Genomic DNA, 26,389 nt, shown 5'->3' with positions numbered 1-26,389 from the left:
TTCAGAGAGAACGGCTTACGCCACTGATCCAGACCGAATACAACTGGTCGGCCAGTCGGTGCATCCTCGTTAAACGAGCCGGCACGTTCGCCAGCATCATTTCAGGGGTCTGTACCGTTGTCGGTAAAGGATTAAGGCCACGGACTTCGGCGGGCCAGGAGGTACTCCACGCCGCGATCATTTCGGCGCTTATTTCAACATGGCACTGCATCGCCAGATGGGGGCCCAGGACGAACATCTGGTTGGCACAGAACGGATTGGTGAAAATCCGCTGTGCCCCCGGCGGAATGCTGAACATCTCGCCATGCCACTGGAACACGTCAGCCTGACCGCCGGTGTCGAATAGCCAATCGCCAAGCCATTGGCGTGTGCTGTCATTGTCTTCGGCGCGTGCAGTTCCCCAGCCGATTTCCTTGCTCGGGCTGGGGGTGATGCTGCCGCCGAGTGCCCTGCTGATCAACTGGCCACCCAGGCAATGACCGATGACCGGGATGCCCGAGCTAACGGCATTGCGAATCAGCGCGCACAGCGGCGTTATCCATGGCAGCGGATCGTTCACGCTCATCGGCCCGCCCATTAGGCAGAATCCGGAATAGTCGCTGACCCGTGCAGGTACCGTTTCGTCACGGTCGATGGCGATCAGTTGCCAAGGAAGCGAGTGTCGATCAAGGAATGTGGCAAAATAGCCCGGTCCCTCGGATTCGGCGTGGCGAAAAATGGCGATAGGCTTCATGATCGGTTGGTCGGTTATTAACAAGGGCATTGGTTTTCGGTGCATCGCCGATTTTACCCGTGCTGTCTTGATCTGCCCATTGCTGCTTGTGACGTCGGTGCATGGCGCTGAGGTCGGTCTGGCCGGCCTGTTTCCGGGCAAGGCTTTGCTGACCATCAATGGTGGGCCGCCGCGCATTGTTGCTCTGGGCGCCAAGACTGACGAGGGTGTGAAAGTGCTGGCCATTGAGGGGGAAACCGCGACTCTCGAAGTTGATGGCAAGAAGCGGATGTTACGTGTCGGCCAGAACGTTGCCTCGCAGCCGTCAGGCAGTGGTCCGGCAACGGCGACACTGACTGCTGATTCGGCTGGACATTTTTTGACGACCGGAGTCATCAACGGGACGAGCGTTCGTTTCATTGTGGATACGGGTGCTTCGCTGATTTCTCTAGGAGCCAACGATGCCCGCCGGATCGGTATTGATGCCAGCCGGGGACAGCCGGGCATTGCCAATACGGCCAATGGTCAGACCATAGTGTCACGCGTCAAACTCGATACCGTTCGTGTCGGTGAGATAGTTCTGAATAATGTTGACGCCATTGTTCATCAGCAGGACATGCCTTTGGCATTGCTCGGCATGAGTTTTTTGAACCGTATGGAAATGCAGCGAAATGGCGAGACCATGACGTTGAAGAAGCGCTACTAGGAGAATTACATGCCCGATCGCGACCAGGAAATTATCATGTTGCGCCGCGAACTTGAAATATTGATGAGCGAGCGGCAGACCCTATTGCGGGTTGTGGGTTCGACTGCGGCACTCATCGCCTGTCTGGACAGTAAGCGCCTGCCGGTCGGCGCCGTTGAATCTGCCGATCTGGTAGCGACGTCGATAAACGCGCTGTCTGAAGAAACCTTGCAGGATGCACTCAATGCCGTGCGCGCCGAAATTGAAAATGAGGAAGTAGGCAACGGAAACTAATTCTTACCCCGACGCGCCCGGCAATCCGGATGGAATTGATCTTGCTCGGCTGCGCTCGGTGCTGCAACCGCGTCCCTCGCGAACAGTTTTTATGCTCGAAGATGGTGTCGGTGATGAAGAACTGACACCAGCGTCAGTGCTTTTTCCTATTGTTCTGCGTGCCAGCGGGCCTTCGGTGTTGCTCACCCAGCGCACTGACCATTTGAAGGATCACCCAGGGCAGATCAGCTTTCCCGGCGGTCGTGTCGAGCCCGCAGACTGTTCACCAGCAGACACTGCATTGCGTGAAGCGCAGGAGGAGATCGGTCTGTCATCACGACATATCGAGATCCTCGGCTATTTGCCCGAATACCGCACCAGTACTGGCTTTCGCGTTACGCCCGTAGTAGCGATCGTCAAGCCGCCTTTCGATTTGCGTCCTGATCCCGGTGAGGTGGCGAAAATTTTCGAAGTACCACTTTCTTTCTTGATGGACACTGCCAATCATCAGCAGCACTCATTGCACTACCGCGGGAAACTTCGCCACTATTTCGCCATGCCCTATGGCGAGTACTTCATTTGGGGCGCAACAGCCGGCATCATTGTCGCCCTTTCCCGGGCGCTGGCGCCTTGAGCCTGGTGCTGTGCCAAGCTTCATGCGCTTGTGCGCTTGGCCTGTCCAGCAAGTACTCATGAATTATGGTATCTTGACCCTTTGTGACACTGGGCAGAGCGGATATTTCGCCGCTATGCCATCATACTTTTACCATGGCCCTTTTTTCTCTTGTAGCTGTTCTCCTGATTGAGCAGATTCGGCCTTTGCCCTACCGCCTGGTTGTGCACGAACCGCTGTCGCGGCTCGCTCGCTTTCTTGAGGGCCTGTTCAACGCTGGTGAGAGCAGTCACGGCCTGATCGCCTGGCTGGTTGCCGTCGGTGGGCTCGTGGTGGTAGCCGGCAGCGTTCATGCCGTTCTCTATGCGCTCAACCCGCTGCTGGCCTGGCTGTGGAACGTCCTGGTTCTATATCTGACGATGGGATTCCGGCAGTTCAGCCACTATTACACGGATATTCAACTCGCCCTGCGCATGGATGATTTGCCCCATGCGCGCAAACTGCTGGCGGAATGGCGCGGGCGCACTGCCGATGAACTTTCGTCGTCGGAGATTGCGCGGATAGCGATTGAGGAAGCGCTCAGTGCCTCGCATCGTCACGTATTTGGCGTGCTGGTGTGTTTCGTCCTGCTGCCGATGCCGTGTGGTGCCGTCCTTTATCGCGCTGCGGCATTCTTTGCCGACCAGTGGGGCAGACGTAGCGATGCCGACGCAGGCCATTTCGGGAAGTTTTCGCAACAGGCTTTTGCTGTCATAGACTGGTTGCCCCTGCGGGTTACCGCCGCCGGTTTTGCCATTGTCGGCAATTTTGAGGATGCTATTTACTGTTGGCGTACACAGGCGGACAAGTGGCCAGATAGCCATCTGGGGGGCGGCATTGGCATCGTTCTGGCCAGTGGTGCGGGGGCGCTGGGGGTGCGTCTGGGTATGCCAGTGCTCGAAGCCGGCGAGATTGCCGATCGCGCCGAGGTGGGTACCGGTGATGAAGCGGATGTCGATTTCATGCAGAGTGCAGTGGGTTTGGTCTGGCGCGCCTTGTTGCTCTGGTTGTTACTGCTGTTGCTGTTGGGTATGGCCAGTCTGATTGGTTCCTAATCGATACTATATTTTGGAGAGTGTGAACATGAGCAGAGATGTGGTCGTTTTAAGCGCAGTTCGTTCAGCGATTGGTGCTTTTGGAGGTTCGCTGGCTTACATTGATCCATGCGAACTGGCAGGAATCGTCATGAAAGAGTCGATTGCCCGTTCTGGTGTTGATCCTCAGCAGATCAATTATGTGACGGTGGGTACCGTTATTCCGACCGATTCACGCTTTGGCTATGTTTCGCGCGTGGCATCAATTCAGGCGGGTTTGCCGATGGACTCAATCGCCATGCAGGTTAGCCGCCTGTGCTCTTCCGGTCTGCAGGCCATCGTCACCTCGGCGCAGAATATCATGCTCGGTGACAGCGACTATGGGATTGGCGGTGGCGTCGAAGTCATGTCGCGTGCAACCTATATGTTGCCGGCGATGCGTAGCGGCGCCCGCATGGGTGATGCGACGGCTGTCGATGCGATGGTCGCCACTTTGAGCGATCCGTTTGGTGTGGGTCACATGGGTATCACGGCAGAAAATGTTGCTGCGAAATGGGGCATTTCCCGCGAAGAGCAGGATGCCTTCGCCATGGAGTCGCAGCAACGCGCTGGGCGAGCTATTGCCGAGGGGCGTTTCAAATCACAGATCGTGCCGATTGTTCAGCGGACGCGAAAGGGCGACGTGGTGTTCGATACCGACGAACACTGCAAGCCCAATACCACTCTTGAAACGCTAGCGAAAATGAAACCGGCATTCAAAAAAGACGGCACGGTTACCGCTGGTAATGCATCAGGCATTAATGACGGCGCTGCCTTTTTTGTACTGGCAGCGGCCGATGTTGCGGCCAAGGCCGGGCAGAAACCGATTGCTCGTCTCGTATCCTATGCCATCGCAGGCGTGCCGAACGAGGTCATGGGTGAAGGTCCGATCCCGGCGACCAAACTGGCGCTCAAGAAGGCTGGTCTGAGGCTTGATCAGATGGACGTGATCGAAGCCAACGAAGCCTTCGCCGCTCAGGCGATTGCCGTTAACAAGGGGCTGGGGCTTGACCCGGCCAAGACCAACGTGAATGGCGGCGCCATCGCACTCGGTCACCCGATTGGCTGCTCCGGTGCCTTTATTGCCACCAAGGCAGTTTATGAATTGCAGCGCGGCGGTGGCAAGTATGCGCTGGTTACCATGTGCATTGGCGGCGGGCAGGGCATCGCAGCGATTTTCGAACGGCTTTGAGTGCGGGGGAATCGTGTGAGAGTCTGGTTGATAAACGTTGCCGCTGATGGCTATGTGGGATACGATCCGACCATTGCGGGTTAGACAGTTTGTGGTGACATACCTTCTGGCCCGCCAATTAGCAAGCAACTACGCCCCGCACGGGGCGTAGTTGCTTTCAACCAGGATCCAGGCCACAAAGAAGAACCGTTTGCACGATTACTTTCGAACGTTGGGGGCTTGTTATGAAGAATGCGCTAATAATTACCCTGCTGATCTTGGCTTCAGGATCAGCAGCAGCTCAATACCCGGTAGTGCCAGCCAATACACAAGCCTATCCTCCTGCTGACTATCAGCCGCCGCCAGCACCGGCAAGCTACTCGGTAAATTCAACGCCTAAATTTACCGTTCCGGTCATATCGGCGACCCCGGCATATCAAACTGAGATGCGAGAGCGCAAGGTATGTGATCGACAGGCTCCTTCCAATGGGACCAGTGCTGTCGGCACTGTGATTGGCGGTGTCGCCGGCGGCCTCCTTGGCAACCAAATTGGCCGTGGAAACGGAAGAACAGTTGCCACCGCAGCAGGCGCTGTCGGAGGGGCGTTGGCAGGCAGTGCTATTGCCAACAACGTGCAGAACACTCCGAACTGTCAGTTGGTTTCCGAGCCACAGCAAGTATTTGTCGGATATGACGTGGTGTATGAGTTTTCCGGCCAGCGTGGGCAAGTTCGCATGTCTCAGCAGCCGGGCTCGACTATCGTGGTAGAAGTCCGTCCCGTCATACGTTAGCCGACCCGTTGTTAAAAACCCCGGCCCGGCAAATACCGGGCTTTTGTTTTGGAGAATCGGCAACGAGACTAAACTGTAGCGAGTTGGTCAGGGTCAGTTTCTGCTCAAACGAAACAACTTGTTGCAATTGCTAACAGCCAGGTTATTGGATTCCGCATACAGTGGTTCTTGCGCACCAGCCGAACCACAGGGTAAATTTGTTCTACCGTTAAGCCATTGATTTGCCGTCATTCCGGGCTTGACCCGGAATCCAGTTCGTTTATCAAACAGGTCTTTTAACACCTTGATCAGATGGACGAATCTGGATTCCGGCTTGCGCCGGAATGACGGTGGATGGTTAGAACAAATTCACCCTGAGCCGAACCACCTTGTACTCCCATTAATTTTCAGGAGACAGTCATGATCCGTAATACGCTTATCGCTCTTGCCGTTTGCGGCGCCTTTGCTACTCCGCTTTTCGCTCAGTCAACGAATCCTGATCTGGCAGCAACACCGCCCGTGAGTGCGCCTTCAATCGGGACACCAAATAATCAGCAACTCCGACAGGACAACCGTGACATTCGCCAAGATCGGCGTGATATTGCCCGTGATCGTGCTGACTTGCGTCAAGATAATCGGCAGTTGACTCAGGATAGAAGAGCACTAAATCAGGCCGAGACCCAGCGTCGGCAGGATCTGAATGCCTTGCGGACCGACAGACGAAATGGCAATGCTGGTGCGGTCGCCAGAGACCGGCAAGCCCTACGGCAAGACAACGCCACAGTTCGTCAGGACCAACGCAAACTAAGTGCGGATCGGGCAGAGCATCATCACGATCGCCAAGAGGTCAAACAGGATCGACAAACCTTTCATGCTGACCGCGCCGAACGTCGTCAGGAAGCAGGCCGGGCGCCCGCGAATGGTGGAGGAGATCGTCACCACCGCTGATGGCCGGCGGCCTCCGCCCCGGTGCCAGATTTCTACGGAAAGGCGACACCGTTAACACGGAAGCACGGGCTAAAGCCAGCGCTGTCGAAAAGCCCACGACGATCGTGACAATCTCCCGTTTCAGCCCAAGCGACTGCAAGGCTTCATTAATCGGTCCCTTCTTGTACAAAACTATTGCCTCTCGTCTGAGCGCGCCGTACATTGATCCGGAATTTTTCCGTACAGAGGTAATGACTATGTCGGTCGCCACACGCGAGCGCATTGACTTGCGCACATCACCGGAAATCAAAGAACTGATTGTCCGTGCCGCCTCCACTGTCGGTATGTCGGTCAGTGCCTTTCTTCTTGGAACGGCCCAGGAGCGCGCCAAGAAGATTCTCTCAGAAAGAGAAATGATCACGCTGACATCACGAGACTGGAGTGCCTTTGCCAAAGCGCTGGACAATGCGGAGAAGCCGAGGCCGATGCTGTCCGCCGCCATCAAGCGTCATCGTGATTGGCACCAAAGCTAGCATTGATTCCCGTTTTCTCCGGAAGTATTGAACCTCTGGCACCGGCCCATGATCGTCGTGCCTTTTCCTACGGTGTCGATACACTTAACGACTATTTGCGCAGGTTTGCTCGCCAGCACGCCGGAGCCAATGTCAGTCGGACCTACGTCGCCGCCGACGGCGCAGAAATATTTGGCTTCTACAGTTTGGCCATGTCTGGCATTCGCAAGGACTCGGTGAACTACTCCTGGCAGATACTCTGCAACGTTGCTTGCGCCTTTCTGCCGAGATCGGGATGATTTGCGTCATCGTAGATGCCAAGGATGAACAGGCCCGAGGATGGTATGAACGTTACGAATTCGAGCGGCTACCGGATTCGCCGCTGACCTTGTGGCTACCAACGGCAGCGATTGAAAAACTCTGATCCTGAAAAACTCAGTTATTCACCGCAAAGGTGAGGATTTTAGGCTGATTCACATCACCAGGGTTCGCGTCACTCCGCGATCATCAATGCCGAGCAGGCAGAACCCAGGATGCGGGTGGACAATCTGACCAGTTGCCGAATCCATCAAGTTCTGCGACATCGCCAGCAGAGTCAATGCCGCCAAGTGAATCTGACCCAGGTAGTTGATATTGTGAATGTGGCAGACGTCCCCGGTATGCATGGCCAGTTCAACGGTCGGCAGAATGGTTTCGATGGAGTCGGTGCACTTCAGGGTCAGATTCAACATGGCACGTCCCAGTATCTTTTTAGGGTGCTGGACCTCGTAAGGTTATTGGCGAAGACATCGAAGACATGCCAGTCAACGGCCAGCGCCGCAACAACTTTAGGATAGCTGTGACGGCGCGTGCCAGGCGGCCAGAAACTCCTGCCAGTGGGGCTTGTCGAGCCTTTCCAGTTCGCTCTGGACGAAGCCGATCTCGACTTCGTATTCGCTGCGTGACAGTTCGCCGCGCATCAGTCGGAAGCGCAGAGAAACAAGGTAGGTGTTGAGCACATCGGTTTCACAGTAGTCGCGGATTCCGGCCATCTCACCGGACTGCCAGGCGTCCCAGACCTTGCTGCCGTCCATGCCGAGCTTGCCCGGAAAGCCGATCAGCTTGGCCAGGGCGTCAAGCGGCACATTGGCGCGCGGCTGATACATGGCCAACAGGTCCATCAGATCGAGGTGGCGCGTGTGGTAACGGCTGATGTAGTTGTTCCACTTGAATTCACGGCTGTCCGCGTAATCACCGTCACCCAGATCCCAGTAGCGCGGCGCCACAACGCCGTGGATCAGCCCGCGATAGTGCAGCACTGGCAGGTCGAAACCACCGCCGTTCCAGGATACGATCTGCGGGGTGAATTTTTCGACGCCGTCAAAAAAGCGTTGAATGATCTCCGCTTCGCTCTGCTCGGGCTCGGCCAGCGACCAGACGCGCAGGTCCTTGCCCACGCGCAGCGCACAGGAGATGACGGCAATCCGTTGCAGATGGAGCGGCAGGAAATCGGTGCCGTTCTGCGCGCGGCGCTGCTGGAAGGCCAGTTCGGCCACCTCGGCATCCGACAGCGCCGGATCAAGGTCGTGCAGACGGCGCATCCCGGGCACATCAGGAATGGTTTCAATGTCAAAGACGAGGACGGGTTTCATAGAATGATTTTAGAAAGGAGTTGCACACCAACGTACACAACGAGAAGAAAAAAATAAATACTTGCTGAATTTCGTTGTGCTCGTTGTGGTTAATGACCTTCAGGCCGGGAAAACGCCAGTCGACAGGTAGCGGTCGCCACGGTCGCAGACGATGGTGACGATGGTGGCGTTCTCGGTTTCGCGTGCCAAGCGCAGGGCAACCGCCAGCGCACCGCCGGAGGAAATGCCGGCAAAAATCCCTTCTTCGCAGGCCAGCCGCCGGGTCATTTCTTCGGCGTCTCCCTGCGCTACCGACTCCTCCCGATCGATCCGCGAGCGGTCAAAAATTTTGGGCAGATAAGCCTCCGGCCACTTGCGGATTCCCGGAATCTGCGCACCTGGCTCGGGCTGACAGCCGACAATGCAGACCGCCGGATTCTGCTCTTTGAGGTAGCGTGAGACGCCCATGATCGTCCCCGTCGTTCCCATGCTGCTGACGAAGTGTGTGATGCGTCCCTGCGTATCGCGCCAGATCTCGGGGCCGGTGCCTTCGTAGTGCGCCTGCGGGTTATCTTGGTTGGCAAACTGGTCGAGAATGATGCCGCGCCCTTCGTCGCGCATTTTCTCGGCGACATCACGGGCCAGTTCCATACCGCCGTCCCGAGGCGTGAGCACCAGTTCTGCACCGAAGGCACGCATCGTCTGCCGGCGTTCGATGCTCTGGCTTTCCGGCATGACGAGAATCATTCGATAACCACCCATCGCCGCTGCCATCGCCAGCGCGATGCCGGTATTGCCGGACGTTGCTTCGATCAGCGTATCGCCGGGCTTGATGTCACCACGCCGCTCGGCGTTGCGAACCATGAACAGCGCCGGCCGGTCCTTGACCGAACCCGCCGGGTTGTTGCCTTCGAGCTTGGCCAGAATGACGTTGCCGCGCGCTTGCAGCTCGGCGCCGGGCAAGCGTCTCAAGCGGACCAGCGGCGTCCCGCCGACGAAATCTTCAAGGGTCTTATACACGGGCACTCAGCCACTCTACGTACTGTGCGACGCCGTCTTCGACGCTGGCGAAATCCTCCTCGTAACCCGCCTGACGCAGCCTGGTGAGGTCTGCCTGGGTAAAGCTCTGGTACTTGCCGCGCAGCGCTTCAGGAAAGGGAATGTACTCGATGAAACCCTGGCTGAGCAGTTCTTCGAGAGATTGTTTCACTTCCCCGGCGAGCGCGCGGCAGCTGTTGACGTTGGCCACTGCAAGATCGTTGAAGCTTTGCGCACGCCCCGTACCAAGGTTAAATATCCCGGACGTTTGTGGATGATCAAGGAAGTAGAGATTGACCTTGGCGACATCGCCAACATAGACGAAGTCTCGCTTCTGCTCGCCATTGGCATAGCCGTCACAGCCCTCGAAGAGCTTGACCTTGTGTTCAGCACGGAACTGGTTGTAGTGATGGAAAGCCACCGAAGCCATGCGTCCTTTGTGCGACTCGCGCGGCCCGTAGACGTTGAAGTAGCGGAAGCCGACGATTTGCGACGAGGCCTTGGGCAAGCGCTGGCGCACGATCTGATCGAAGAGCAACTTGGAATAACCATACACGTTGAGCGGCGCCTCAAACGATCGCTCCTCCCTGAATTGGCTGCTGCCGCCGTAAGTTGCCGCACTCGAGGCGTAAAGGAATTGTACGTCCTGCCCAAGACACCAGTCGAGCATTCCAAGAGAATAACGAAAATTATTTTCCATCATGTAGCGGCCGTCAGATTCCATAGTGTCTGAACAGGCGCCCTCATGGAAAACGGCGTCGACGTCACCGTCAAAGTTTCCAGCCAGCAGCCGATCGATGAATTCCCGCTTGTCGATGTAATCGGCAATCTCACAATCGACCAGATTTCTGAATTTGTCGGCGCGGGTCAGATTATCGACCGCGATGATCTTGCTCACCCCGCGATCGTTGAGCGCGCGGACCAGATTTGACCCGATAAACCCGGCTGCACCGGTGACAATGGTATACATTAAATTTCCTTAGTTCAGTGCCGCATTGAGTTCGGCACGGCTGACAACCGCCGTACCGAGTTTGCCGACGACGACGCCGGCAGCGACATTTGCAATATGGATCGCCTGTTCCCAATCTGCACCATGCGCCAGCATTACCGCCAGAGTAGCGATGACCGTATCACCGGCGCCGGACACGTCAAACACCTCGCGTGCCACGGCCTGTTCGTGAACCGTGCCAGCGGCACGGAAAAGCGTCATTCCCTCTTCGCTGCGCGTAACCAGCAGCGCTTGCAGATCGAGCTCTGAGCGCAGGGCGCTGGCCTTGCGTTCGAGTTCGGCCTCGTCCTTCCAGCGCCCGACCACTTCGCGCATTTCAGAACGATTCGGCGTGATGATCGTGGCCCCGGCGTAAATTGAATAGTCGTCACCCTTGGGATCAACCAGCACGATCTTGCCGGCGGCCCGCGCCAACTGGATCATCTCGCTGATATGTGTCAATCCGCCCTTGCCGTAATCGGAAAAAACCACTGCAGCGCAATCTGGCAGGCGCTGCTCGAATTCGGACAGTTTGGCACGCAAGACCTCATGCGATGGCAGAGTCTCGAAATCGATGCGCAACAACTGCTGCTGTCGGCCAATCACGCGCAGCTTGACGGTGGTGGTCACGGCATCGTCGATGTGCAGACTGGCGTCAATCCCGCCCTCTTTCATCAAGCGTTTGAGACTCTCGCCGGCCTCATCATTGCCGACCAGCGCCAGCAACGAAACCTGCGCGCCCAGCGCTTGCGCGTTGCGCGCCACGTTGGCAGCGCCCCCCGGACGCTCCTCGCTGCGCTCGACCTTGACGATCGGCACCGGCGCCTCAGGCGAAATGCGCGAGACATCGCCAAACCAGTAACGGTCGAGCATCACGTCGCCGACAATGAGCAAACGAACGGCCGAAAGATCTCCCAGATTCATGCAAATGTCCTTGGCCCGCTAAGGCGTCAAATCAAATTCTTCGGTACGTTTCGGCGAATAGGTTTCCCACCCGCCACAGGCCGGGCATCGCCAATAGAACTGGCGCGCCTTGAAGCCGCAATTATCGCACCGATAACGCGCCAGCCGGCGCGTGTAGCCTTGCACGATGCTCTTTGAAAGATCCAGATCAGCCCGCGTTTCGGGTGACGCGACCAGCAACCGGGCCTCGATCAACTTGTCGAAACCAAGCAGGGTCGGATTGCGCTTCAACTCGTCGCGAACCAGGAAATACGCCGCCTCAGGGCCTTCACTTTCGAGCACCAGTTGAAAAACAACGTCGAGCAGGTCGAGCGACGGGTAGTGTTCGAGATAACCGCGCAGGAGCTGCAAGCCCTCATCACGACGCTCCAGCCGGCGGAAGGCGTCAAGCAGGCGTTGCGCGACCAGCGCCAGGTAGGATGGATCCTGCTGCTCGATTCGTTGCCAGTAGACGACCGCCTCTTCACTGCGGTCCTGCTGCGCCTCAATGTCACCTTGCAGCAAACTGGCGCGAACACATTTGCGATTTTTTTCGAGCGCTGTCTTCAAATGACCCGACGCCACGTCGCGGCGCGAGCGGATCATCTCGGCCGCAGCCAGTTCGCAGTAGTACTCGGCGATTTCTTTTTGCGAGGCAATATCAGGCAATTCGGCGGCGATGGCGATCGCCTTCTCCCAGTCCTTTTCGAGCTGATAGATTTCGAGCAGATTACGCTTGGCGTCCTTGACCAGCGGCGAGTCGAGAAGTCTGTTGAAGACTTCTTCGGCCCGGTCGAGCAACCCGGCTTTCAGATAATCCTGCCCGAGTTCGGAAAGGGCATGCAGTTTCAGATCCTGCGCCAGATCTTCGCGTTCAACGAGATTCTGATGCATGCGGATGGCACGTTCGGTCTCACCACGACGACGGAAAAGACTGCCCAGCGCAAAATGCAGTTCAATGGTCTGCGGATCGACCTTGACGGCGTCAACAAAGGACTCGATGGCGCGGTCCGGTTGTTCGTTGAGAAGAAAATTGAGCCCCTGAAAATACGAGCGCGGCAGAGCCCGGGATTCCCTGACCAGATGCCGAATATCGACCCGCGCGGCGGCCCAGCCCAGCCCGAAGAAGAGCGGAAAGAATAGAAGTTGCCAGTACTCGAATTCAATCATTTTGTTGGCGATACATCATCACTGGCTACCCAGAGAAACAGCAATTAACCACAACGGGCACGACGAACACAACGAAAATAAAAAGCTTTTCGCCCAGTGAATTTCGTCGTGCTCGTTGCGCTCGTTGTGGTTCAAGCGTTCTTCCCTGTTTGATTCGCTTCTCGCTTCAATCGCGACACTTCCCGGCGCAAACCGAAAACCGTGCCGAGTACCGACAGCACGCCGAGGGCCGCACCACCCGCAAAAAAGGCAAGAACGATGATAATCAGTGGCGCCTGCCAAGCGGTATCGAAGAAGAAGCGGACGCTAACAGGGTCAGAATTCTTCAGCGCAAAGGCGAGCAAGAACAGAAATATGAAAATCCGACAGCCCCACAGCAAGGCACGCATCCGTCAACCTCCACAATGAAAAGGGCGGCAACTCTCGTTGCCGCCCGGTGTATTACTCGTGCCCAAGCCTTGTCATTCAGACCGCATTGAGCGCACTATCGACACGCTCACGCAGTTCTTTGCCGGCCTTGAAATGCGGCACCCATTTTTGAGGGACACTGACTTTGTCCCCGGACTTGGGGTTACGACCGATGCGCGGCGGTCGATAGTTCAGTGAAAAACTACCGAAGCCGCGAATCTCGATACGATCACCCTTGACCAAAACTTCGGACATCGCATCGAGAATCATCTTGACCGCAAAATCTGCGTCCTTCGCGACCAGTTGCGGAAAACGCTCCGCCAACTGCGCTATCAGATCTGACTTGGTCATGCTCATCAAGCCTTATTGCGGGTTATTGAGCTTGGCTTTCAGCAGAGCGCCAAGATTGGTCGTGCCCGAGCTAACGCTGCTGTCCACAGAAAACTTCTGCATCGCTTCGTGCTGCTCGGCCTGGTCTTTGGCTTTGATTGACAAGTTGATCGAACGCGTCTTGCGATCAATGTTGATGATCATCGCTTCGACTGCGTCACCTTCCTTGTAAACTTTGGTCAGATCGTCAATACGATCACGCGACACTTCGGAAGCGCGCAGATAGCCTTCCATGTCGCCGTCAAGGGTGACGATTGCACCGCGCGCATCGAGTGACTTGACGACGCCACGCACAATGGCATTCTTTTCGTGGGTCGCAATAAAGCTGGTGTAGGGATCGCCATCGAGCTGCTTGATGCCCAGGGAGATGCGCTCCTTCTCGGTGTCGATGGCCAGAACCACGGCTTCGACTTCGTCACCCTTCTTGAAGTTGCGGATCGCTTCTTCGCCCGGAATCGACCACGACAGGTCGGAGAGGTGCACCAGGCCATCAATGCCGCCTGGCAAGCCAATGAATACGCCGAAATCGGTGATCGACTTGATGGCGCCACGAACCTTGTCGCCCTTCTTCTGGTTCATCGAGAACTCATCCCACGGATTGGCAGCACACTGCTTCATGCCAAGCGAGATGCGGCGACGCTCTTCGTCAATCTCGAGGATCATGACTTCGACTTCGTCGCCCAGCTGAACGACCTTGGACGGATGGACGTTCTTGTTGGTCCAGTCCATTTCGGAGACGTGCACCAGGCCTTCGATGCCCTGCTCGATTTCGACGAAAGCGCCGTAATCCGTCAGGTTGGTAACTTTGCCGAACAGGCGGGTGCTTTGCGGATAACGACGCGAGATGCCGACCCACGGATCTTCGCCAAGCTGCTTGAGGCCGAGCGAGACGCGGTTCTTGTCCTGGTCAAACTTGAGAATCTTGGCCTGCACTTCGTCGCCGACGGCCAGAACTTCGGACGGGTGACGGACACGGCGCCAGGCCAGGTCGGTGATGTGCAGCAGGCCATCGATGCCACCGAGGTCGACGAAAGCGCCGTAATCGGTGATGTTCTTGACGATACCCTTGACGATGCTGCCTTCCTTGAGGTTGGACAGCAGTGCTTCGCGCTCCTCACCAACACTGGCCTCAAGAACGGCGCGACGGGAAACGACAACGTTGTTACGCTTGCGGTCAAGCTTGATGACCTTGAATTCGTAGGTCTTGCCTTCGTACGGCGTGGTGTCCTTGACCGGACGCATATCGACCAGCGAACCCGGCAGGAAGGCACGAACGCTGTTGGCCATGACGGTCAGACCGCCCTTGACCTTGCCGGTGATGGTGCCGGTAACGAGGGTGCCTTCGTTGAGCGCCGCTTCGAGGAAGTTCCACGCAGCGACGCGCTTGGCGCGCTCGCGTGAGAGGCGGGTTTCGCCAAAACCGTTTTCGAGTTGCTCGATGGCGACCTGGGTGAAGTCACCGACCTTGACTTCGAGTTCGCCTAGATCGCTTAGAAATTCTTCACGTTCGATATAGCTTTCGGACTTGAGTCCGGCATTGACGACGACAAAGTTCTGGTCGATACGCACGACTTCCGCCGTAATGACCTCGCCCTGACGCATTTCCTGGCGCGCGAGGCTGGCTTCGAAAAGATCGGCAAAACTTTCTGAAATAATGGGATTGGCTGACATGTGAGAGTGACCTGACCGCAGGATTGCGGGTAACGTTTAAAAAGCTGCCAGCGCCTGACACCCGCCTGGCGAGAACCCTGAGGGTTCGCCGCCCTGCCCAATGGGGCAACTGGCAACACCTTGGACGCACGGCACCTGCCGTAACGCCTTTACTACGACCCCTGATTGCTCCACAACAGTACCTGGGCCACCGCTTGTTCAACGGTCAGTTCTGTCGTATCAAGCAACTGGGCATCTTCACTTTGCTGCAAGGGCGCTACGCTACGTTGGCTATCGCGTTCGTCGCGTTCACGCAAATCCAGCAAAAGAGGCAGGATACTAGCAGCGATTCCTTTTTCGATCAACTGCTTATAGCGCCTTTCCGCTCGTACATCGACGCTCGCGGTGAGGAATATCTTAGTCTGCGCATCAGGAAAAACGACCGAAGCCATATCACGCCCATCAGCGACCAGGCCAGGCGCCTGGCGAAAGAGGCGCTGCCGAAAAAGCAGTGCGGAACGCACGGCAGGCAGCGCGGCCACCTGGGAAGCCCCGGACGAGATTTCCTCTTGCCGGATTGCCTCGCTCACATCATCGCCGGAAAGCCGGATCGAATTCTCGCCAAACACCACGTCGAGTCCGGCGGCAACGGCCGCCACGCGCGCCTCATCGTGCCACGCCGCGCCAGCGCGTCGGGCAGCCAGCGCCGTCAGGCGATAGAGCGCGCCCGAGTCAAGATAATGCCAGCCGAGTGCCAACGCCACGCGCGCCGCGACTGTCCCCTTGCCAGACGCCGAAGGGCCGTCAATGGCGATGACCGGAACCGGCTGGGTAAGCTGCGCAAACTGCTTGAAGTAGCAGGGAAAGGTCTTGTTCACGCAGCACGGATCATTGATGCGCAGCGTGGTCGCCAGCGACACCAGCGAGAAGCACATGGCCATGCGGTGATCGTCGTAGGTGTCAATGCCAGAGAGTGGCGTGTGCAGCGCACCGTGCGGCGGGGTCACGCGGATAAAGTCGGCCCCCTCGTCCACCAGCGCGCCGAGCTTGCGCAGTTCGGTCGACATTGCCGCGATACGGTCGGTTTCCTTGACCCGCCAACTGGCGATATTTCTTAGTGTGGTCGTGCCTTCGGCAAACAGTGCGCTGGTCGCCAGGGTCATCGCCGCATCGGGGATCGAGTTGCAATCGAGTTCAATGCCGCGCAGCTTCCCCGAGAGTGGAGCACTGGCCTCGATCCAGTTCGGTCCCATTTCGATGCGCGCACCCATTTGTGCCAATGCATCGGCAAAGCGCACATCGCCCTGAATCGAATCACAACCGACGCCCTCAATACGCAGCGGCCCCCCGCCAAGCGCACCGAGTGCCAGGAAATACGAGGCCGAGGAGGCATCACCCTCGACATGAATCACGCCGGGCGATCGGTAGGATGATCCCGCCGGAATCGTAAAACGCTGCCAACCCGCACGCTCTACCTGCACGCCAAAGCGCGCCATGACGGCCAGCGTGATTTCGATGTAGGGCTTGGACGTGAGCTCGCCGATGACTTCAACGGTGATCTTGACGCCACAGAGCGGCAGCGCCATCAACAGACCGGTAAGAAACTGGCTCGACACGTCGCCACGCACGCGTACGACACCCTCCGGGAGAATCGTCGCCGGACGAATTTTGAGCGGGGGAAAACCGTCCTGATCAAGATAGGCGACATCAGCCCCCAGATCGCGCAAGGCATTGACCAGATCGCCGATCGGTCGCTCGTGCATGCGTGGCACACCGGAAAGCGTGTAGTACCCCCCCGCCAGCGCCAAGGCCGCGGTCAATGAGCGGAAAGCGGTACCGGCATTGCCAAGAAACAGTTCGACATCCTTGGCCGGGAAAGTGCCAGCCGCTCCATGCACGCAAAAAGCGTTGTTACCGAGCGCGTCCACATCGACGCCAAGCGCATCGAGCGCATCGAGCATCAGCGCCGTATCGTCGGATTCGAGCAGGTCGCGAACTTCGGTATCACCCTCGGCCAAGGCGGCAAGCAACAGCACCCGATTGGAGATGCTCTTCGAACCCGGCAGGCGCACGGTCCCTTGCGCGGAAAGCAGTGGCGGCAAATCGATATAGTCCATGATTCTTAAAACCTTGGTTGAAACCTCTTTTAACGCAGAGACGACCGAAGGAAGTGCAGAGCTCGCAGAGTCGCAGAGGACGCAGAGAAAAATTCGACACTCACCATTCGCGTGAATCACCTTCTTATCAGAAACCTCTGCGACCTCTTGGTTTTCTCTGCGTCCTTTGCGTTGAATGCGGTTTGTCAGATGATCGTCATTTGGCCAGGCCTTGGTCCCAGTTTCGCCGTGCGCTGCGGGCGACGGCGAAGGTCTTTTCCAACGCCGCGCCATCCCCCCGTTGCAGTGCATCGCGCAACTCGTCAAGCTGGGCACGATAGCAGTCGAGTTCGCCAAGCAATGCAACACGATTGGCCAGACAGATGTCACGCCACATTTCCGGATGGCTGGCTGCAATCCGCGTGAAGTCGCGAAAGCCACTCGCTGCATAGCTGAACAACAGATCACGATTCTCGCGCAAGGCCAATTCATGAACCAGAGCGAACGAAAGCAGATGTGGCAGATGGCTGACTGCGGCAAAAATGCGGTCATGCTCCTGCGCATCGAGTTCGTGGATCACTGCACCACACCACTCCCAGGCCGAACGGACGCGGGCGACGGTAAGCGCGGCGTTTTCCGGCAAGGGCGTCAGCACAACTTTCTTTTCCCGGTAGAGATCGGCGCGAGCGGCGGCGGCCCCGCTGTTTTCCGCACCGGCAATCGGATGCGCCGGGACAAACTGTCCGAGCTGATTGCCGAAGGCGCTGCGCGCCATGGCGACGACGTCCGACTTGGTGCTGCCGCCGTCGGTGACAACAGTTTCCGACCCCAGGTAGGGTGCAATGCGTGTCATGATTTCGGACATTTGGCCGACTGGCGTGGCGATCAGGACCAGATCGGCATCAGCGACTTCCTGCCCGGCATTGGCGCCGACACGGTCAATGATTCCAAGATTCAGTGCCTGAGTCAGCGTTGACAGGCTGCGGCCAAAACCAACAACCTCCTCGACCTGTTCAGCGGCCTTGAGTCCGAGCGCGAAGGAACCGCCAATCAGACCGACGCCAAAAACGACGACCTTGCCGAATTCCGGCGTACTGCTCATCACAGCGCCTGCGAGCTTTCCAGCGCTTCGAGAAAGCGCTGGTTCTCGGCCTCGGTGCCAATCGTCACGCGCAGCCATTCCGCCATGCCGTACCCGCCTAGCGGACGAACGATGACACCCAGTTTGAGCAACTTCTGATTCAGCGCAGCGGCATCGCCGACCTTGAAGGCGATGAAATTGCCGTGCGACGGGATATGCGAGAAGCCCAAGCGCTTGAGTCCGGCGAGAATCTGTTCCAATCCGGCGCGGTTGAGCGCGTAGCTTCTGGCGATAAACTCATGATCATCAAGAGCGGCCGTTGCCGCTGCCAGAGCCAGGTTGTTGCAGTTGAACGGCTGGCGCACGCGATTCATCAGATCGGCAATCTCGGCCGAGGTCAGTGCATAGCCGATACGCAAGCCGGCCAGGCCATAAATTTTGGAGAAGGTACGGGTGATCACCAGATTCGGAAACTCTGTCAACCAGCTCGTCGTATCGGTACGCTCCGTCGGCGGTATGTAATCGTTGTATGCCTCGTCAAGGACAACGACGACCTCCGCCGGTACAGCCTGCATGAAGACCTTAAGTTGCGTATATGGGACGAAGGTTCCGGTCGGGTTGTTCGGGTTGGCGATCCAGATCAGGCGCGTATTGGCACGTATCGCGACCAGCATGGCATCAAGATCATGGCCGTAATCCCTGGCCGGCACAGCGATCAGTTCAGCCCCCGCCGAGAGCGAGGCCAGAGGGTAAACGGCAAAGGCATGCTGCGCGAATATTGCCGAACGACCGGGCGCAAGAAAAACACGGGCAATCAGATCGAGTACGTCGTTTGAGCCATTGCCAAGAACGATGCGCTCCACGCCCAAGCCGAAATGATTGGCCAGTGCATCCTTCAGTGCGAAATCATCCGGATAGCGCTCCAGCGTCGCGATCGCTTTCTCCATCGCCGCTTTCGCTTTTGGGCTCATGCCTAGCGGGTTTTCATTGGAGGCGAGCTTGACGATGTGCTCGACCGGAAGACCCATTTCGCGCGCCAGTTGCGTAATCGGTTTGCCCGCCTGATAGGGCGAAATGGCGAGAACATAGGGCAACGACTGATCACAAAGGCTCATGTGCGGTCCTTGAGGGAAGGAAAGTCGATCAGTAAACGGCAACCGGGTAGGAGCCGAGCACCTTGAGATAGGCAGCACGACGACCGAGTTCGGTAAGTGCCGTGGTGACGGCGGGATCCTCGCGATGACCTTCGATATCGACGAAAAATACGTACTCCCACAGGGTATGGCGCGCCGGCCTCGATTCGAGTCGGGTCAGCGACACACCGGCTTCCGAAAATGGTTCGAGCAAAGTACTCAATGCCCCGGTCTGGTTGTGCGCCGACATGATCAGCGAGGTCTTGTCGCGCCCCGAGGAGCCTGATTCCTGACGCCCGAGAACAACAAAACGGGTCGTGTTGTTCGGCTCATCTTCAATGCTGCTCGCCAGCTTCGGCAACTGGTAGCGCTCGGCAGCAGCCTCACCGGCAATCGCCGCCGCCCCCGCTTCGCTGGCTGCAAACTGGGCGGCCTGCGCATTGCTTCCCACCGATATGCGCTGCACAGTGGGCAAAGAGCGATTGAGCCATTCGTGGCATTGCGCCAGCGACTGCGCGTGCGAATAGACCTTGGTGATGTTGTCGAGCGAGTCTTCATTCGAGAGCAGATGCTGGTGAATGCGCATCACCACTTCACCACAAATTTTTAGCGGGGTGTTCAACAGCAGGTCAAGGGTGCGACCGATGGCGCCCTCGGTCGAATTCTCGATCGGCACCACGGCATAATCGGCATGGCAGGCTTCGACCTCGCGAAACACATCATCAATCGAGATCTGCGGCATCAGATGCGCGGCATGGCCGAAGTGCTTGGTTGCCGCACTTTCCGAAAAAGTCCCGAGCGGTCCAAGAAAGGCGATGCCAAGTGGCTGTTCAAGCGACAGGCAGGCGGACATCACTTCGCGGAAAAACCGGGTGACGCTGTCGTTGGACAGAGGCCCCGGATTGATCTCCTGAATCCGGCGCAGGACCTGCGCCTCTCGCTCCGGGCGATAAATAAAGCCGGCCTCGCCGTGCTGCGCCTTGATCTGCCCCACCTGCTGCGCGCACCTGGCGCGACGATTAAGGAAATCGAGTAACTGCGTATCGATGGCGTCGATCTCGGTACGGACGAGAGAGAGTTTCTGTTGCAGTTCATCGCTCATGGTTTATTTCCGGCACGTGTCGGCAAAAATCGTTCATGCAGTCGTTCGCTACTCCTGCCCGGCCTCTGGAGCCGCCTCGCCGCCCTGATCTTGACCATCTTCCTGGATGCCGTCCTGAGCACCGTCCGTATCGTCTTCGGTCTCGACAACTTTCTCCAGACCTGCGAGTTTTTCGCCGGCGTCCAGCGAAATCAGCGTCACCCCCTGCGTCGCACGACCCAGTTCACGAATTTCCCTGACCCGCGTACGGATCAGTACGCCACCCGTCGTGATCAGCATGATTTCGTCTTCGTCCTTGACCAAACGGGCGGCAACGACCTTGCCATTACGCTCGCTGGCGGCGATGGCGATCACCCCCTGGGTGCCGCGACCGGAATGGCGGAAGTCGGCCAGCACGGTGCGCTTGCCAAAACCGTTCTCGGTCGCTACCAGGACCGTTTCCTGATGGTTCGCCGCAACCAGCAAAGAAAGCACTTGCTGGCCTTTACCCAGTTTCATGCCGCGCACGCCGCGTGCGGTCCGACCCATGGCGCGAACGTCTTCTTCGTCGAACCAGACGGCTTTGCCGGCATCCGAGACCAGGACAATGTCCTGCGTTCCGCTGGTGATCTCGGCGCCGATCAGGAAGTCGTCATCATCGAGCGCGACAGCGATAATGCCGGCCTTGCGCGGGTTTGAGAAATCGGAGAGCGGTGTTTTCTTGACCGTGCCCTGCGAGGTGCACATGAAAATATAGCGATCTTCGGTGAATTCCTTGATCGGCAAAATGGCATTGATTTTCTCGCCTTCTTCCAGCGGGAACATATTGACAATCGGTTTGCCGCGACCGCTACGCGTACCCTGTGGCACCTCATAAACCTTGAGCCAGTAAACGCGACCACGGTTCGAGAAGCAGAGGATGAAATCGTGGGTATTGGCGATAAACAGGTGGTCGACGAAATCGTCTTCCTTGACTGCCGCCGCCTGCTTGCCGCGCCCGCCACGGCGCTGCGAACGGTAATCGGCAAGCGGTTGCGATTTGATGTAGCCGGTATGCGACAGCGTGACTACCAGATCCTGCGGCGTAATGAAATCCTCGATCCCCAGATCCTGTGTATTGAGCACAATCTCCGAACGCCGCTTGTCGCCAAACTGGGCGCGAATGCCAGTCAATTCTTCGACGATGATTTCGCTGATCCGCTCCGGACGCGCCAGGATGTCCATCAGGTCGGCGATGCGTTCGAGCAGTTCAGCAAAGTCAGCAACGATCTTGTCGCGCTCAAGGCCAGTTAAGCGCTGCAAACGCAGCTCAAGGATGGCTTGCGCCTGCGCCTCGGAAAGCAGATAGCCGCTCTTCGACAGTCCGTACTCCAGGGCCAGCCCTTCCGGACGAGTCGCATCGAGCAATGCCCGTTCCAGCATCTGGCCAACCGTTGCCGACATCCACAGGCGCGCCATCAAGCCGCGCCGCGCATCAGCCGGGGTCGGCGAGGCCTTGATCAGGGCAATGATCTCATCGACATTGTCGAGCGCGACGGCCAGGCCTTCCTGGATATGTGCCCGCTCGCGCGCCTTGCGCAGTTCGAAAACGGTACGCCGGGTGATCACCTCGCGCCGGTGCGAGAGGAAACAGTCGAGCATCTGCTTGAGGTTGAGCAGCCGCGGCTGACCATCAACCAGCGCCACCATGTTCATGCCGAAGGTGTCCTGCAACTGCGTCTGCTTGTACAGGCAGTTGAGAACGACCTCGGGCACTTCACCGCGTTTGAGTTCGATCACCACGCGCATACCCGACTTGTCGGATTCATCGCGCAGATCGGAAATGCCGTCGATCTTCTTTTCGTTGACCAGCTCGCCGACTTTTTCGAGCAGGGTGCGCTTATTCACCTGATACGGCAGTTCGTCAATGATGATCGCCTGGCGATCATTGCTACCCTTGATCGGCTCAAAGTGAGTCTTGCCACGCATCACCACCCGACCGCGCCCGGTGCGGTAGCCTTCGCGCACGCCGATGACGCCGTAGATAATGCCGGCGGTTGGGAAATCGGGAGCCGGAATGATGTCAATCAGCTCATCAATAGTCATTTCCGGCCTATTGAGCAAAGCCAGACAGGCGTCGATGACTTCGTTGAGGTTATGCGGCGGAATATTGGTCGCCATGCCAACAGCAATACCTGACGAGCCGTTGATCAGCAGGTTCGGGATGCGTGCCGGCATGATCAGAGGCTCTTGCTCCGAACCATCGTAGTTCGGTCCGAAATCAACGGTTTCCTTGTCGATATCGGCTAGCAGTTCGTGGCCGATGCGCGCCATCCGTACTTCGGTGTAGCGCATCGCTGCGGCATTGTCGCCATCGACCGAGCCGAAGTTACCCTGCCCGTCGACCAGCATATAGCGCAGCGAGAAATCCTGCGCCATGCGCACGATGGTGTCATAAACTGCGGTGTCGCCATGCGGGTGATATTTACCGATCACGTCACCGACGATACGCGCCGATTTCTTGTAAGCCTTGTTCCAGTCGTTGGACAGTTCATGCATAGCAAACAGCACACGCCGATGCACCGGCTTCAGGCCGTCGCGCGCATCGGGCAGCGCACGCCCGACGATGACGCTCATGGCGTAGTCGAGATATGAACGGCGCATCTCGTCTTCCAGGCTGACGGGTAGCGTTTCTTTGGCGAATTGTTCCACGGGCTGTTCCATTATCTATCCGGAGAGTTCCAGCAAGAACCAAACTTCGACGTCGATGTTGTCGTCTTGACTAAACCGGCGATTCTACCACGCCCGCATCGTCCAACCAGAAACCCGAGACAGCAAAATCGATCTGTTTCGCCCGCATCAATCATCACCTGGAAAAGGCCCTGGCGTTTCCCCTACTGTCTGCTGACATGATGGAGATTTTCCGGATTCTCGAAAAATCTGTTGATCCGAAGTAAGCTTGCGGACAATTCAGGAAATCCTGGCCCACCCCGTTTATTACCCACCAAAACGACTCGAGCAATGAATACACCCATAGATCTGCTGATCGAATCTCGCTGGATGATTCCCGTTGAACCGGCGAATGTCGTTCTGGAAAATCACGCTGTTGCAATCGACAAAGGTCGGGTTGTTGCGGTTTTGCAACAAAATGAAGCGCACGCTCGATTTTCTCCGCGCCAAGTCAAACAACTGGCGAATCACATCCTGATTCCGGGCCTTGTGAATCTGCATACACACGCTGCGATGACGCTGCTGCGCGGTCTCGGCGATGATCTGCCACTCATGGAATGGTTGCAAAATCATATCTGGCCCGCCGAAGCCAAGCACGTCTCGGCGCAGTTCGTACATGACGGCACGCTTCTCGCCTGCGCCGAGATGCTACGCGGCGGCATCACCTGTTTCAACGACATGTATTTTTACCCCAAGGCCGCCGCCAAGGCCGCGCTAGCTTGCGGTATGCGTGCCGCCATCGGGCTGGTTACCGTGGATTTCCCGACCCCCTACGCAGCCGATGCCGACGACTATCTAGCCAAGGGCCTGGCTGCCCGTGACGAGCTACGCGATGAACCCCTGCTCAGCTTTTGTCTCGCTCCACACGCACCCTACACGGTGAACGACCGTAATTTCGCGCGGGTCCTGACACTGGCCGAACAGTGCGAGTTGCCGATCCACCTGCATCTCCATGAAACAAAACAGGAAATTGAAGATAGCCTGGAGCGTTTCGGGGTGCGTCCCATTGAACGCTTACACCGACTGGGGCTACTCAGCCCCGGGCTGATTGGCGTGCATGCCATTCATCTCAATGCCGACGAAATAGCCCTCCTGGCTGAACACGGCTGCTCGATTGCCCACTGCCCAAGCTCGAATCTCAAGCTTGCCAGCGGCATTGCGCCGATCACCGACATGGTCAAACAGGGCATTAATGTTGGCCTTGGTACCGATGGCGCGGCAAGCAATAATCGACTCGACATTTTTCAGGAAATGCGGCTGGCCGCCTTGCTGGCCAAGGGAAGCAGCGGGCAAGCCGAAGCTGTCGGTGCCCATCAGGCACTGCGCATGGCAACGCTCGGCGGCGCCCAGGCCCTTGGCCTGGACGCTCAGATCGGCTCGATCTGCATTGGCAAGGCCGCTGACCTGTGCGCAGTAAACGTAAATGCCATTGGATTGACCCCATGCTACAACGCCGCATCTCTGCTCGTCTATTCAGCAGGACGTGAGCATGTTACCGACGTGTGGGTTGCCGGTCAGATTCGCGTTGCAGACGGACACCGGCTTGAAACCAACGAAATTGAGTTGATAAAACTCGCGGCTTTGTGGCAGAATCAAGTTTGTCCGCGCAATGTTTGATTATGTTTTATCAATAACGAGGCGTAACAAGCCATGCGGACGAGAAGCCGCAGGCTTTAACTAACGAGGGAATCCCAGATGAACAAAACTGTAAAACACACAATAATGGCCGTTCTGGCCACCACTCTCGGCCTCTGTGCCTCACTGGCGCAAGCACAGGCTGTTGATCGCGTCTATGTTATTGACGGCCGTGGTGAAGTTGCCACCAGCAATTTTGGCTTGTGCTGGCGCACCAGCTACTGGACTCCGGCTGGCGCTGCCAAGGATCCGGCGGGTTGCAAATGCGACAAAGACCTGATCCCAAAGGAAGTCTGCGAGCCGAAGATGGCTGCTGCTACTCCTGCTGCACCGGCTGCACCCATGGCCAAGCCGATGGGCGAGAAAATCACCGTTGCCGCTGATGCGCTGTTTGACTTCAACAAGGCTACCCTACGCCCTGAAGGCATGAAGAAGCTTGACGAAGTTGCTGCCAAGTCCAGCAGCCTAGTTCTTGAAGTCGTTATCGCTGTCGGCCATGCTGACCGCATCGGTAGTGCCGCTTACAACCAGAAACTCTCCGAAAAGCGCGCCGCCGCTGTCAAGGATTACATGGTCAAAAAGGGCATCCCGGCCAACCGTATTTACACCGAAGGCAAGGGCAGCAAGCAGCCAGTTACCAAGCCTGACCAGTGTAAAGGTGCGAAGAGCGCCAAAGTCATCGCCTGTTTGCAGCCTGATCGTCGCGTTGATATCGAAATCATCGGCACCTCCAAGTAATTTTGCCGATGTTACAAAAAGCCCTGCTTCGGCAGGGCTTTTTTGTTTCTACAATTCTTGGAGGCTCTGTGCGCCATGCTTAACGCCGACCAGAACGAACTCGACAAATTCAGCCAACTCGCCCATCGCTGGTGGGATCCAAACAGCGAATTCAAACCACTTCACGAAATCAACCCGCTACGTCTGGACTGGATTGATAGTCACGCCGGAATTTCAGGGAAGCGAATTCTTGATATTGGCTGCGGCGGCGGGATTCTGTCGGAGAGCATGGCTCAACGCGGTGCCGAGGTAACCGGCATCGACCTCTCGGACAAAGCACTTGCCGTGGCTCGCCTGCACCTGCTGGAAAGCAAAAACAAGGTCGATTACCGAAAAATATCAGCAGAAGAACTCACCGATCAAGCCGCCGGCGATTTTGACATTGTCACCTGCATGGAAATGCTCGAACACGTTCCCAACCCGGCCAGCACCATTGCCGCCTGTGCCGCACTGGTTAAACCGGGCGGCCATGTCTTCTTCTCGACGATTAACCGTAACGCCAAGGCCTATGTGTTTGCCGTAGTCGGTGCCGAATACATCCTCAAAATACTTCCCAAGGGTACGCACGATTACGCCAAATTTATCAAACCTTCCGAACTTTCACGCTGGGCAAAAAGCGTCGGGCTGGAACCACAAGAGTTGATCGGCATGACTTACAACCCGTTCAATCAACGCTACAGTCTCGGCCATGATGTTGGCGTCAATTATCTGCTGCACACCGTCAGGGCCACGTGAAACCCTGTATTTGTTCTTTTTTGGCGTGGCAACAGGGCAATTGCATCAAATTCCCTTTAACCCGAGGAGACTGGCGCGATAAGCATCGGAAGAAGCGGCGAGAATGCGACGAGTATAGATACCCCCTTTTTTCTTGGAGGTGTCGAGGCGGAAAAGATTGAGGACGAGGCG

General features: G+C 57.2%; 28 protein-coding genes and 1 pseudogene. 13 read left to right on the top strand and 16 right to left on the bottom strand.

What is annotated here, in order from left to right; genetic code table 11:
• Nucleotide 1: 1 nt before the first annotated feature.
• The gene (locus tag Q1J43_RS07770; protein ID WP_301101881.1) at nt 2-733 is read right to left on the bottom strand and encodes a type 1 glutamine amidotransferase; all 732 of its coding nucleotides are present in this window, start codon (nt 731-733) and stop codon (nt 2-4) included.
• Here Q1J43_RS07770 and Q1J43_RS07765 point away from each other — a divergent pair.
• The 10 genes from Q1J43_RS07765 to Q1J43_RS07720 all read left to right on the top strand — a co-directional run bounded on the left by Q1J43_RS07765 (nt 717) and on the right by Q1J43_RS07720 (nt 7,199).
• A complete protein-coding gene (locus Q1J43_RS07765; protein ID WP_301101880.1) occupies nt 717-1,418 on the top strand; it encodes a TIGR02281 family clan AA aspartic protease in 702 nt (233 codons plus the stop codon). The genes Q1J43_RS07770 and Q1J43_RS07765 overlap by 17 nt on opposite strands.
• Nucleotides 1,419-1,427: 9 nt before the next feature.
• Nucleotides 1,428-1,691, top strand: a complete 264-nt coding sequence (locus Q1J43_RS07760; protein WP_301101879.1) for a hypothetical protein — start codon at nt 1,428-1,430, stop codon at nt 1,689-1,691.
• 91 nt (nt 1,692-1,782) lie between these two features.
• The gene (locus Q1J43_RS07755; protein WP_301101878.1) at nt 1,783-2,304 is read left to right on the top strand and encodes a CoA pyrophosphatase; all 522 of its coding nucleotides are present in this window, start codon (nt 1,783-1,785) and stop codon (nt 2,302-2,304) included.
• A gap of 134 nt (nt 2,305-2,438) precedes the next feature.
• A complete protein-coding gene (locus Q1J43_RS07750) occupies nt 2,439-3,377 on the top strand; it encodes a CobD/CbiB family protein (protein WP_301101877.1) in 939 nt (312 codons plus the stop codon).
• A 28-nt stretch (nt 3,378-3,405) separates the two neighbouring features.
• On the top strand, nt 3,406-4,587 hold the full coding sequence (locus Q1J43_RS07745) for an acetyl-CoA C-acyltransferase family protein (RefSeq protein WP_301101876.1): 1,182 nt from the start codon (nt 3,406-3,408) through the stop codon (nt 4,585-4,587).
• A 224-nt stretch (nt 4,588-4,811) separates the two neighbouring features.
• Nucleotides 4,812-5,357 carry a glycine zipper 2TM domain-containing protein gene (locus tag Q1J43_RS07740; RefSeq protein ID WP_301101875.1) on the top strand — a complete coding sequence of 182 codons (546 nt, stop codon included), beginning with the start codon at nt 4,812-4,814 and terminating at the stop codon, nt 5,355-5,357.
• A gap of 399 nt (nt 5,358-5,756) precedes the next feature.
• Nucleotides 5,757-6,284 (top strand): hypothetical protein, encoded by a 528-nt coding sequence (locus Q1J43_RS07735; RefSeq protein ID WP_301101874.1) that lies wholly within the window; start codon nt 5,757-5,759, stop codon nt 6,282-6,284.
• A 236-nt stretch (nt 6,285-6,520) separates the two neighbouring features.
• Nucleotides 6,521-6,796, top strand: coding sequence for a DUF1778 domain-containing protein (locus tag Q1J43_RS07730; RefSeq protein WP_301101873.1), 276 nt, complete (start codon nt 6,521-6,523; stop codon nt 6,794-6,796).
• The gene (locus Q1J43_RS07725) at nt 6,781-7,074 is read left to right on the top strand and encodes a hypothetical protein (RefSeq protein WP_301101872.1); all 294 of its coding nucleotides are present in this window, start codon (nt 6,781-6,783) and stop codon (nt 7,072-7,074) included. Before Q1J43_RS07730 ends, Q1J43_RS07725 begins: the two co-directional genes overlap by 16 nt.
• Nucleotides 7,071-7,199, top strand: coding sequence for a hypothetical protein (locus Q1J43_RS07720; protein WP_301101871.1), 129 nt, complete (start codon nt 7,071-7,073; stop codon nt 7,197-7,199). Before Q1J43_RS07725 ends, Q1J43_RS07720 begins: the two co-directional genes overlap by 4 nt.
• A 49-nt stretch (nt 7,200-7,248) precedes the next feature.
• Here Q1J43_RS07720 and Q1J43_RS07715 read toward each other — a convergent pair whose 3' ends face one another.
• The 14 genes from Q1J43_RS07715 to gyrA form a co-directional block, all read right to left on the bottom strand.
• Nucleotides 7,249-7,506 (bottom strand): hypothetical protein, encoded by a 258-nt coding sequence (locus Q1J43_RS07715; protein WP_301101870.1) that lies wholly within the window; start codon nt 7,504-7,506, stop codon nt 7,249-7,251.
• Between the two features lie 96 nt (nt 7,507-7,602).
• Nucleotides 7,603-8,406, bottom strand: a complete 804-nt coding sequence (locus Q1J43_RS07710) for a 3'-5' exonuclease (protein ID WP_301101869.1) — start codon at nt 8,404-8,406, stop codon at nt 7,603-7,605.
• Between the two features lie 99 nt (nt 8,407-8,505).
• Complete coding sequence (gene cysM, locus Q1J43_RS07705) at nt 8,506-9,405, bottom strand: cysteine synthase CysM (RefSeq protein ID WP_301101868.1); 900 nt, start codon at nt 9,403-9,405, stop codon at nt 8,506-8,508.
• Nucleotides 9,398-10,393 (bottom strand): ADP-glyceromanno-heptose 6-epimerase, encoded by a 996-nt coding sequence (rfaD, locus tag Q1J43_RS07700; RefSeq protein ID WP_301101867.1) that lies wholly within the window; start codon nt 10,391-10,393, stop codon nt 9,398-9,400. Before rfaD ends, cysM begins: the two co-directional genes overlap by 8 nt.
• Before the next feature lie 9 nt (nt 10,394-10,402).
• The gene (rfaE1, locus tag Q1J43_RS07695; protein ID WP_301101866.1) at nt 10,403-11,335 is read right to left on the bottom strand and encodes a D-glycero-beta-D-manno-heptose-7-phosphate kinase; all 933 of its coding nucleotides are present in this window, start codon (nt 11,333-11,335) and stop codon (nt 10,403-10,405) included.
• A gap of 18 nt (nt 11,336-11,353) precedes the next feature.
• Complete coding sequence (gene lapB, locus Q1J43_RS07690) at nt 11,354-12,523, bottom strand: lipopolysaccharide assembly protein LapB (protein WP_301101865.1); 1,170 nt, start codon at nt 12,521-12,523, stop codon at nt 11,354-11,356.
• 131 nt (nt 12,524-12,654) lie between these two features.
• Entirely contained in the window at nt 12,655-12,912 is a 258-nt protein-coding gene (locus Q1J43_RS07685; RefSeq protein WP_301101864.1) for a lipopolysaccharide assembly LapA domain-containing protein, read from the bottom strand.
• A 76-nt stretch (nt 12,913-12,988) separates the two neighbouring features.
• Nucleotides 12,989-13,282 carry an integration host factor subunit beta gene (locus tag Q1J43_RS07680; protein WP_301101863.1) on the bottom strand — a complete coding sequence of 98 codons (294 nt, stop codon included), beginning with the start codon at nt 13,280-13,282 and terminating at the stop codon, nt 12,989-12,991.
• 12 nt (nt 13,283-13,294) lie between these two features.
• Nucleotides 13,295-14,974 carry a 30S ribosomal protein S1 gene (gene rpsA / locus Q1J43_RS07675; RefSeq protein ID WP_366141862.1) on the bottom strand — a complete coding sequence of 560 codons (1,680 nt, stop codon included), beginning with the start codon at nt 14,972-14,974 and terminating at the stop codon, nt 13,295-13,297.
• Between the two features lie 170 nt (nt 14,975-15,144).
• Nucleotides 15,145-17,088, bottom strand: coding sequence for a bifunctional 3-phosphoshikimate 1-carboxyvinyltransferase/cytidylate kinase (locus Q1J43_RS07670; protein WP_301101859.1), 1,944 nt, complete (start codon nt 17,086-17,088; stop codon nt 15,145-15,147).
• 196 nt (nt 17,089-17,284) lie between these two features.
• Nucleotides 17,285-18,169 (bottom strand): prephenate dehydrogenase/arogenate dehydrogenase family protein, encoded by an 885-nt coding sequence (locus Q1J43_RS07665; RefSeq protein WP_301101858.1) that lies wholly within the window; start codon nt 18,167-18,169, stop codon nt 17,285-17,287.
• Complete coding sequence (hisC, locus tag Q1J43_RS07660; RefSeq protein WP_301101857.1) at nt 18,169-19,263, bottom strand: histidinol-phosphate transaminase; 1,095 nt, start codon at nt 19,261-19,263, stop codon at nt 18,169-18,171. Before hisC ends, Q1J43_RS07665 begins: the two co-directional genes overlap by 1 nt.
• A 28-nt stretch (nt 19,264-19,291) precedes the next feature.
• Nucleotides 19,292-20,383 (bottom strand): prephenate dehydratase, encoded by a 1,092-nt coding sequence (gene pheA, locus Q1J43_RS07655; protein WP_301101856.1) that lies wholly within the window; start codon nt 20,381-20,383, stop codon nt 19,292-19,294.
• A 48-nt stretch (nt 20,384-20,431) separates the two neighbouring features.
• Nucleotides 20,432-23,053, bottom strand: coding sequence for a DNA gyrase subunit A (gyrA, locus tag Q1J43_RS07650; protein ID WP_301101895.1), 2,622 nt, complete (start codon nt 23,051-23,053; stop codon nt 20,432-20,434).
• 309 nt (nt 23,054-23,362) lie between these two features.
• Between gyrA and Q1J43_RS07645 the strand changes: the two genes are divergently transcribed.
• The 3 genes from Q1J43_RS07645 (at nt 23,363) to ubiG (ending at nt 26,218) form a co-directional block, all read left to right on the top strand.
• On the top strand, nt 23,363-24,688 hold the full coding sequence (locus tag Q1J43_RS07645; RefSeq protein ID WP_301101855.1) for a TRZ/ATZ family hydrolase: 1,326 nt from the start codon (nt 23,363-23,365) through the stop codon (nt 24,686-24,688).
• Between the two features lie 78 nt (nt 24,689-24,766).
• Nucleotides 24,767-25,444 carry an OmpA family protein gene (locus tag Q1J43_RS07640; RefSeq protein ID WP_301101854.1) on the top strand — a complete coding sequence of 226 codons (678 nt, stop codon included), beginning with the start codon at nt 24,767-24,769 and terminating at the stop codon, nt 25,442-25,444.
• Between the two features lie 75 nt (nt 25,445-25,519).
• The gene (gene ubiG / locus Q1J43_RS07635) at nt 25,520-26,218 is read left to right on the top strand and encodes a bifunctional 2-polyprenyl-6-hydroxyphenol methylase/3-demethylubiquinol 3-O-methyltransferase UbiG (RefSeq protein ID WP_301101853.1); all 699 of its coding nucleotides are present in this window, start codon (nt 25,520-25,522) and stop codon (nt 26,216-26,218) included.
• A 45-nt stretch (nt 26,219-26,263) separates the two neighbouring features.
• Here the strand turns inward: ubiG and Q1J43_RS07630 are convergent.
• Nucleotides 26,264-26,389 (bottom strand): annotated as a pseudogene (locus Q1J43_RS07630) (ISAs1 family transposase); the annotation flags it as partial.

Source organism: Propionivibrio sp. (assembly GCF_029255185.1).
GTDB lineage: Bacteria > Pseudomonadota > Gammaproteobacteria > Burkholderiales > Rhodocyclaceae > Propionivibrio.
This window is presented reverse-complemented; position numbering and strand designations above follow the sequence as displayed.

Coding starts and splice junctions, on each gene's coding strand:
- Q1J43_RS07665 (WP_301101858.1), bottom strand. CDS start 18,169: ATGAGCAGTACGCCGGAATTCGGCAAGGTCGTCGTTTTTGGCGTCGGT.
- Q1J43_RS07680 (WP_301101863.1), bottom strand. CDS start 13,282: ATGACCAAGTCAGATCTGATAGCGCAGTTGGCGGAGCGTTTTCCGCAA.
- Q1J43_RS07735 (WP_301101874.1), top strand. CDS start 5,757: ATGATCCGTAATACGCTTATCGCTCTTGCCGTTTGCGGCGCCTTTGCT.
- Q1J43_RS07730 (WP_301101873.1), top strand. CDS start 6,521: ATGTCGGTCGCCACACGCGAGCGCATTGACTTGCGCACATCACCGGAA.
- Q1J43_RS07750 (WP_301101877.1), top strand. CDS start 2,439: ATGGCCCTTTTTTCTCTTGTAGCTGTTCTCCTGATTGAGCAGATTCGG.
- Q1J43_RS07765 (WP_301101880.1), top strand. CDS start 717: ATGGCGATAGGCTTCATGATCGGTTGGTCGGTTATTAACAAGGGCATT.
- Q1J43_RS07715 (WP_301101870.1), bottom strand. CDS start 7,506: ATGTTGAATCTGACCCTGAAGTGCACCGACTCCATCGAAACCATTCTG.
- Q1J43_RS07685 (WP_301101864.1), bottom strand. CDS start 12,912: ATGCGTGCCTTGCTGTGGGGCTGTCGGATTTTCATATTTCTGTTCTTG.
- rfaD (WP_301101867.1), bottom strand. CDS start 10,393: ATGTATACCATTGTCACCGGTGCAGCCGGGTTTATCGGGTCAAATCTG.
- Q1J43_RS07640 (WP_301101854.1), top strand. CDS start 24,767: ATGAACAAAACTGTAAAACACACAATAATGGCCGTTCTGGCCACCACT.
- Q1J43_RS07740 (WP_301101875.1), top strand. CDS start 4,812: ATGAAGAATGCGCTAATAATTACCCTGCTGATCTTGGCTTCAGGATCA.
- Q1J43_RS07770 (WP_301101881.1), bottom strand. CDS start 733: ATGAAGCCTATCGCCATTTTTCGCCACGCCGAATCCGAGGGACCGGGC.
- ubiG (WP_301101853.1), top strand. CDS start 25,520: ATGCTTAACGCCGACCAGAACGAACTCGACAAATTCAGCCAACTCGCC.
- Q1J43_RS07645 (WP_301101855.1), top strand. CDS start 23,363: ATGAATACACCCATAGATCTGCTGATCGAATCTCGCTGGATGATTCCC.
- Q1J43_RS07760 (WP_301101879.1), top strand. CDS start 1,428: ATGCCCGATCGCGACCAGGAAATTATCATGTTGCGCCGCGAACTTGAA.
- Q1J43_RS07745 (WP_301101876.1), top strand. CDS start 3,406: ATGAGCAGAGATGTGGTCGTTTTAAGCGCAGTTCGTTCAGCGATTGGT.
- lapB (WP_301101865.1), bottom strand. CDS start 12,523: ATGATTGAATTCGAGTACTGGCAACTTCTATTCTTTCCGCTCTTCTTC.
- Q1J43_RS07720 (WP_301101871.1), top strand. CDS start 7,071: ATGATTTGCGTCATCGTAGATGCCAAGGATGAACAGGCCCGAGGATGG.
- Q1J43_RS07670 (WP_301101859.1), bottom strand. CDS start 17,088: ATGGACTATATCGATTTGCCGCCACTGCTTTCCGCGCAAGGGACCGTG.
- hisC (WP_301101857.1), bottom strand. CDS start 19,263: ATGAGCCTTTGTGATCAGTCGTTGCCCTATGTTCTCGCCATTTCGCCC.
- Q1J43_RS07755 (WP_301101878.1), top strand. CDS start 1,783: ATGCTCGAAGATGGTGTCGGTGATGAAGAACTGACACCAGCGTCAGTG.
- rfaE1 (WP_301101866.1), bottom strand. CDS start 11,335: ATGAATCTGGGAGATCTTTCGGCCGTTCGTTTGCTCATTGTCGGCGAC.
- Q1J43_RS07710 (WP_301101869.1), bottom strand. CDS start 8,406: ATGAAACCCGTCCTCGTCTTTGACATTGAAACCATTCCTGATGTGCCC.
- pheA (WP_301101856.1), bottom strand. CDS start 20,383: ATGAGCGATGAACTGCAACAGAAACTCTCTCTCGTCCGTACCGAGATC.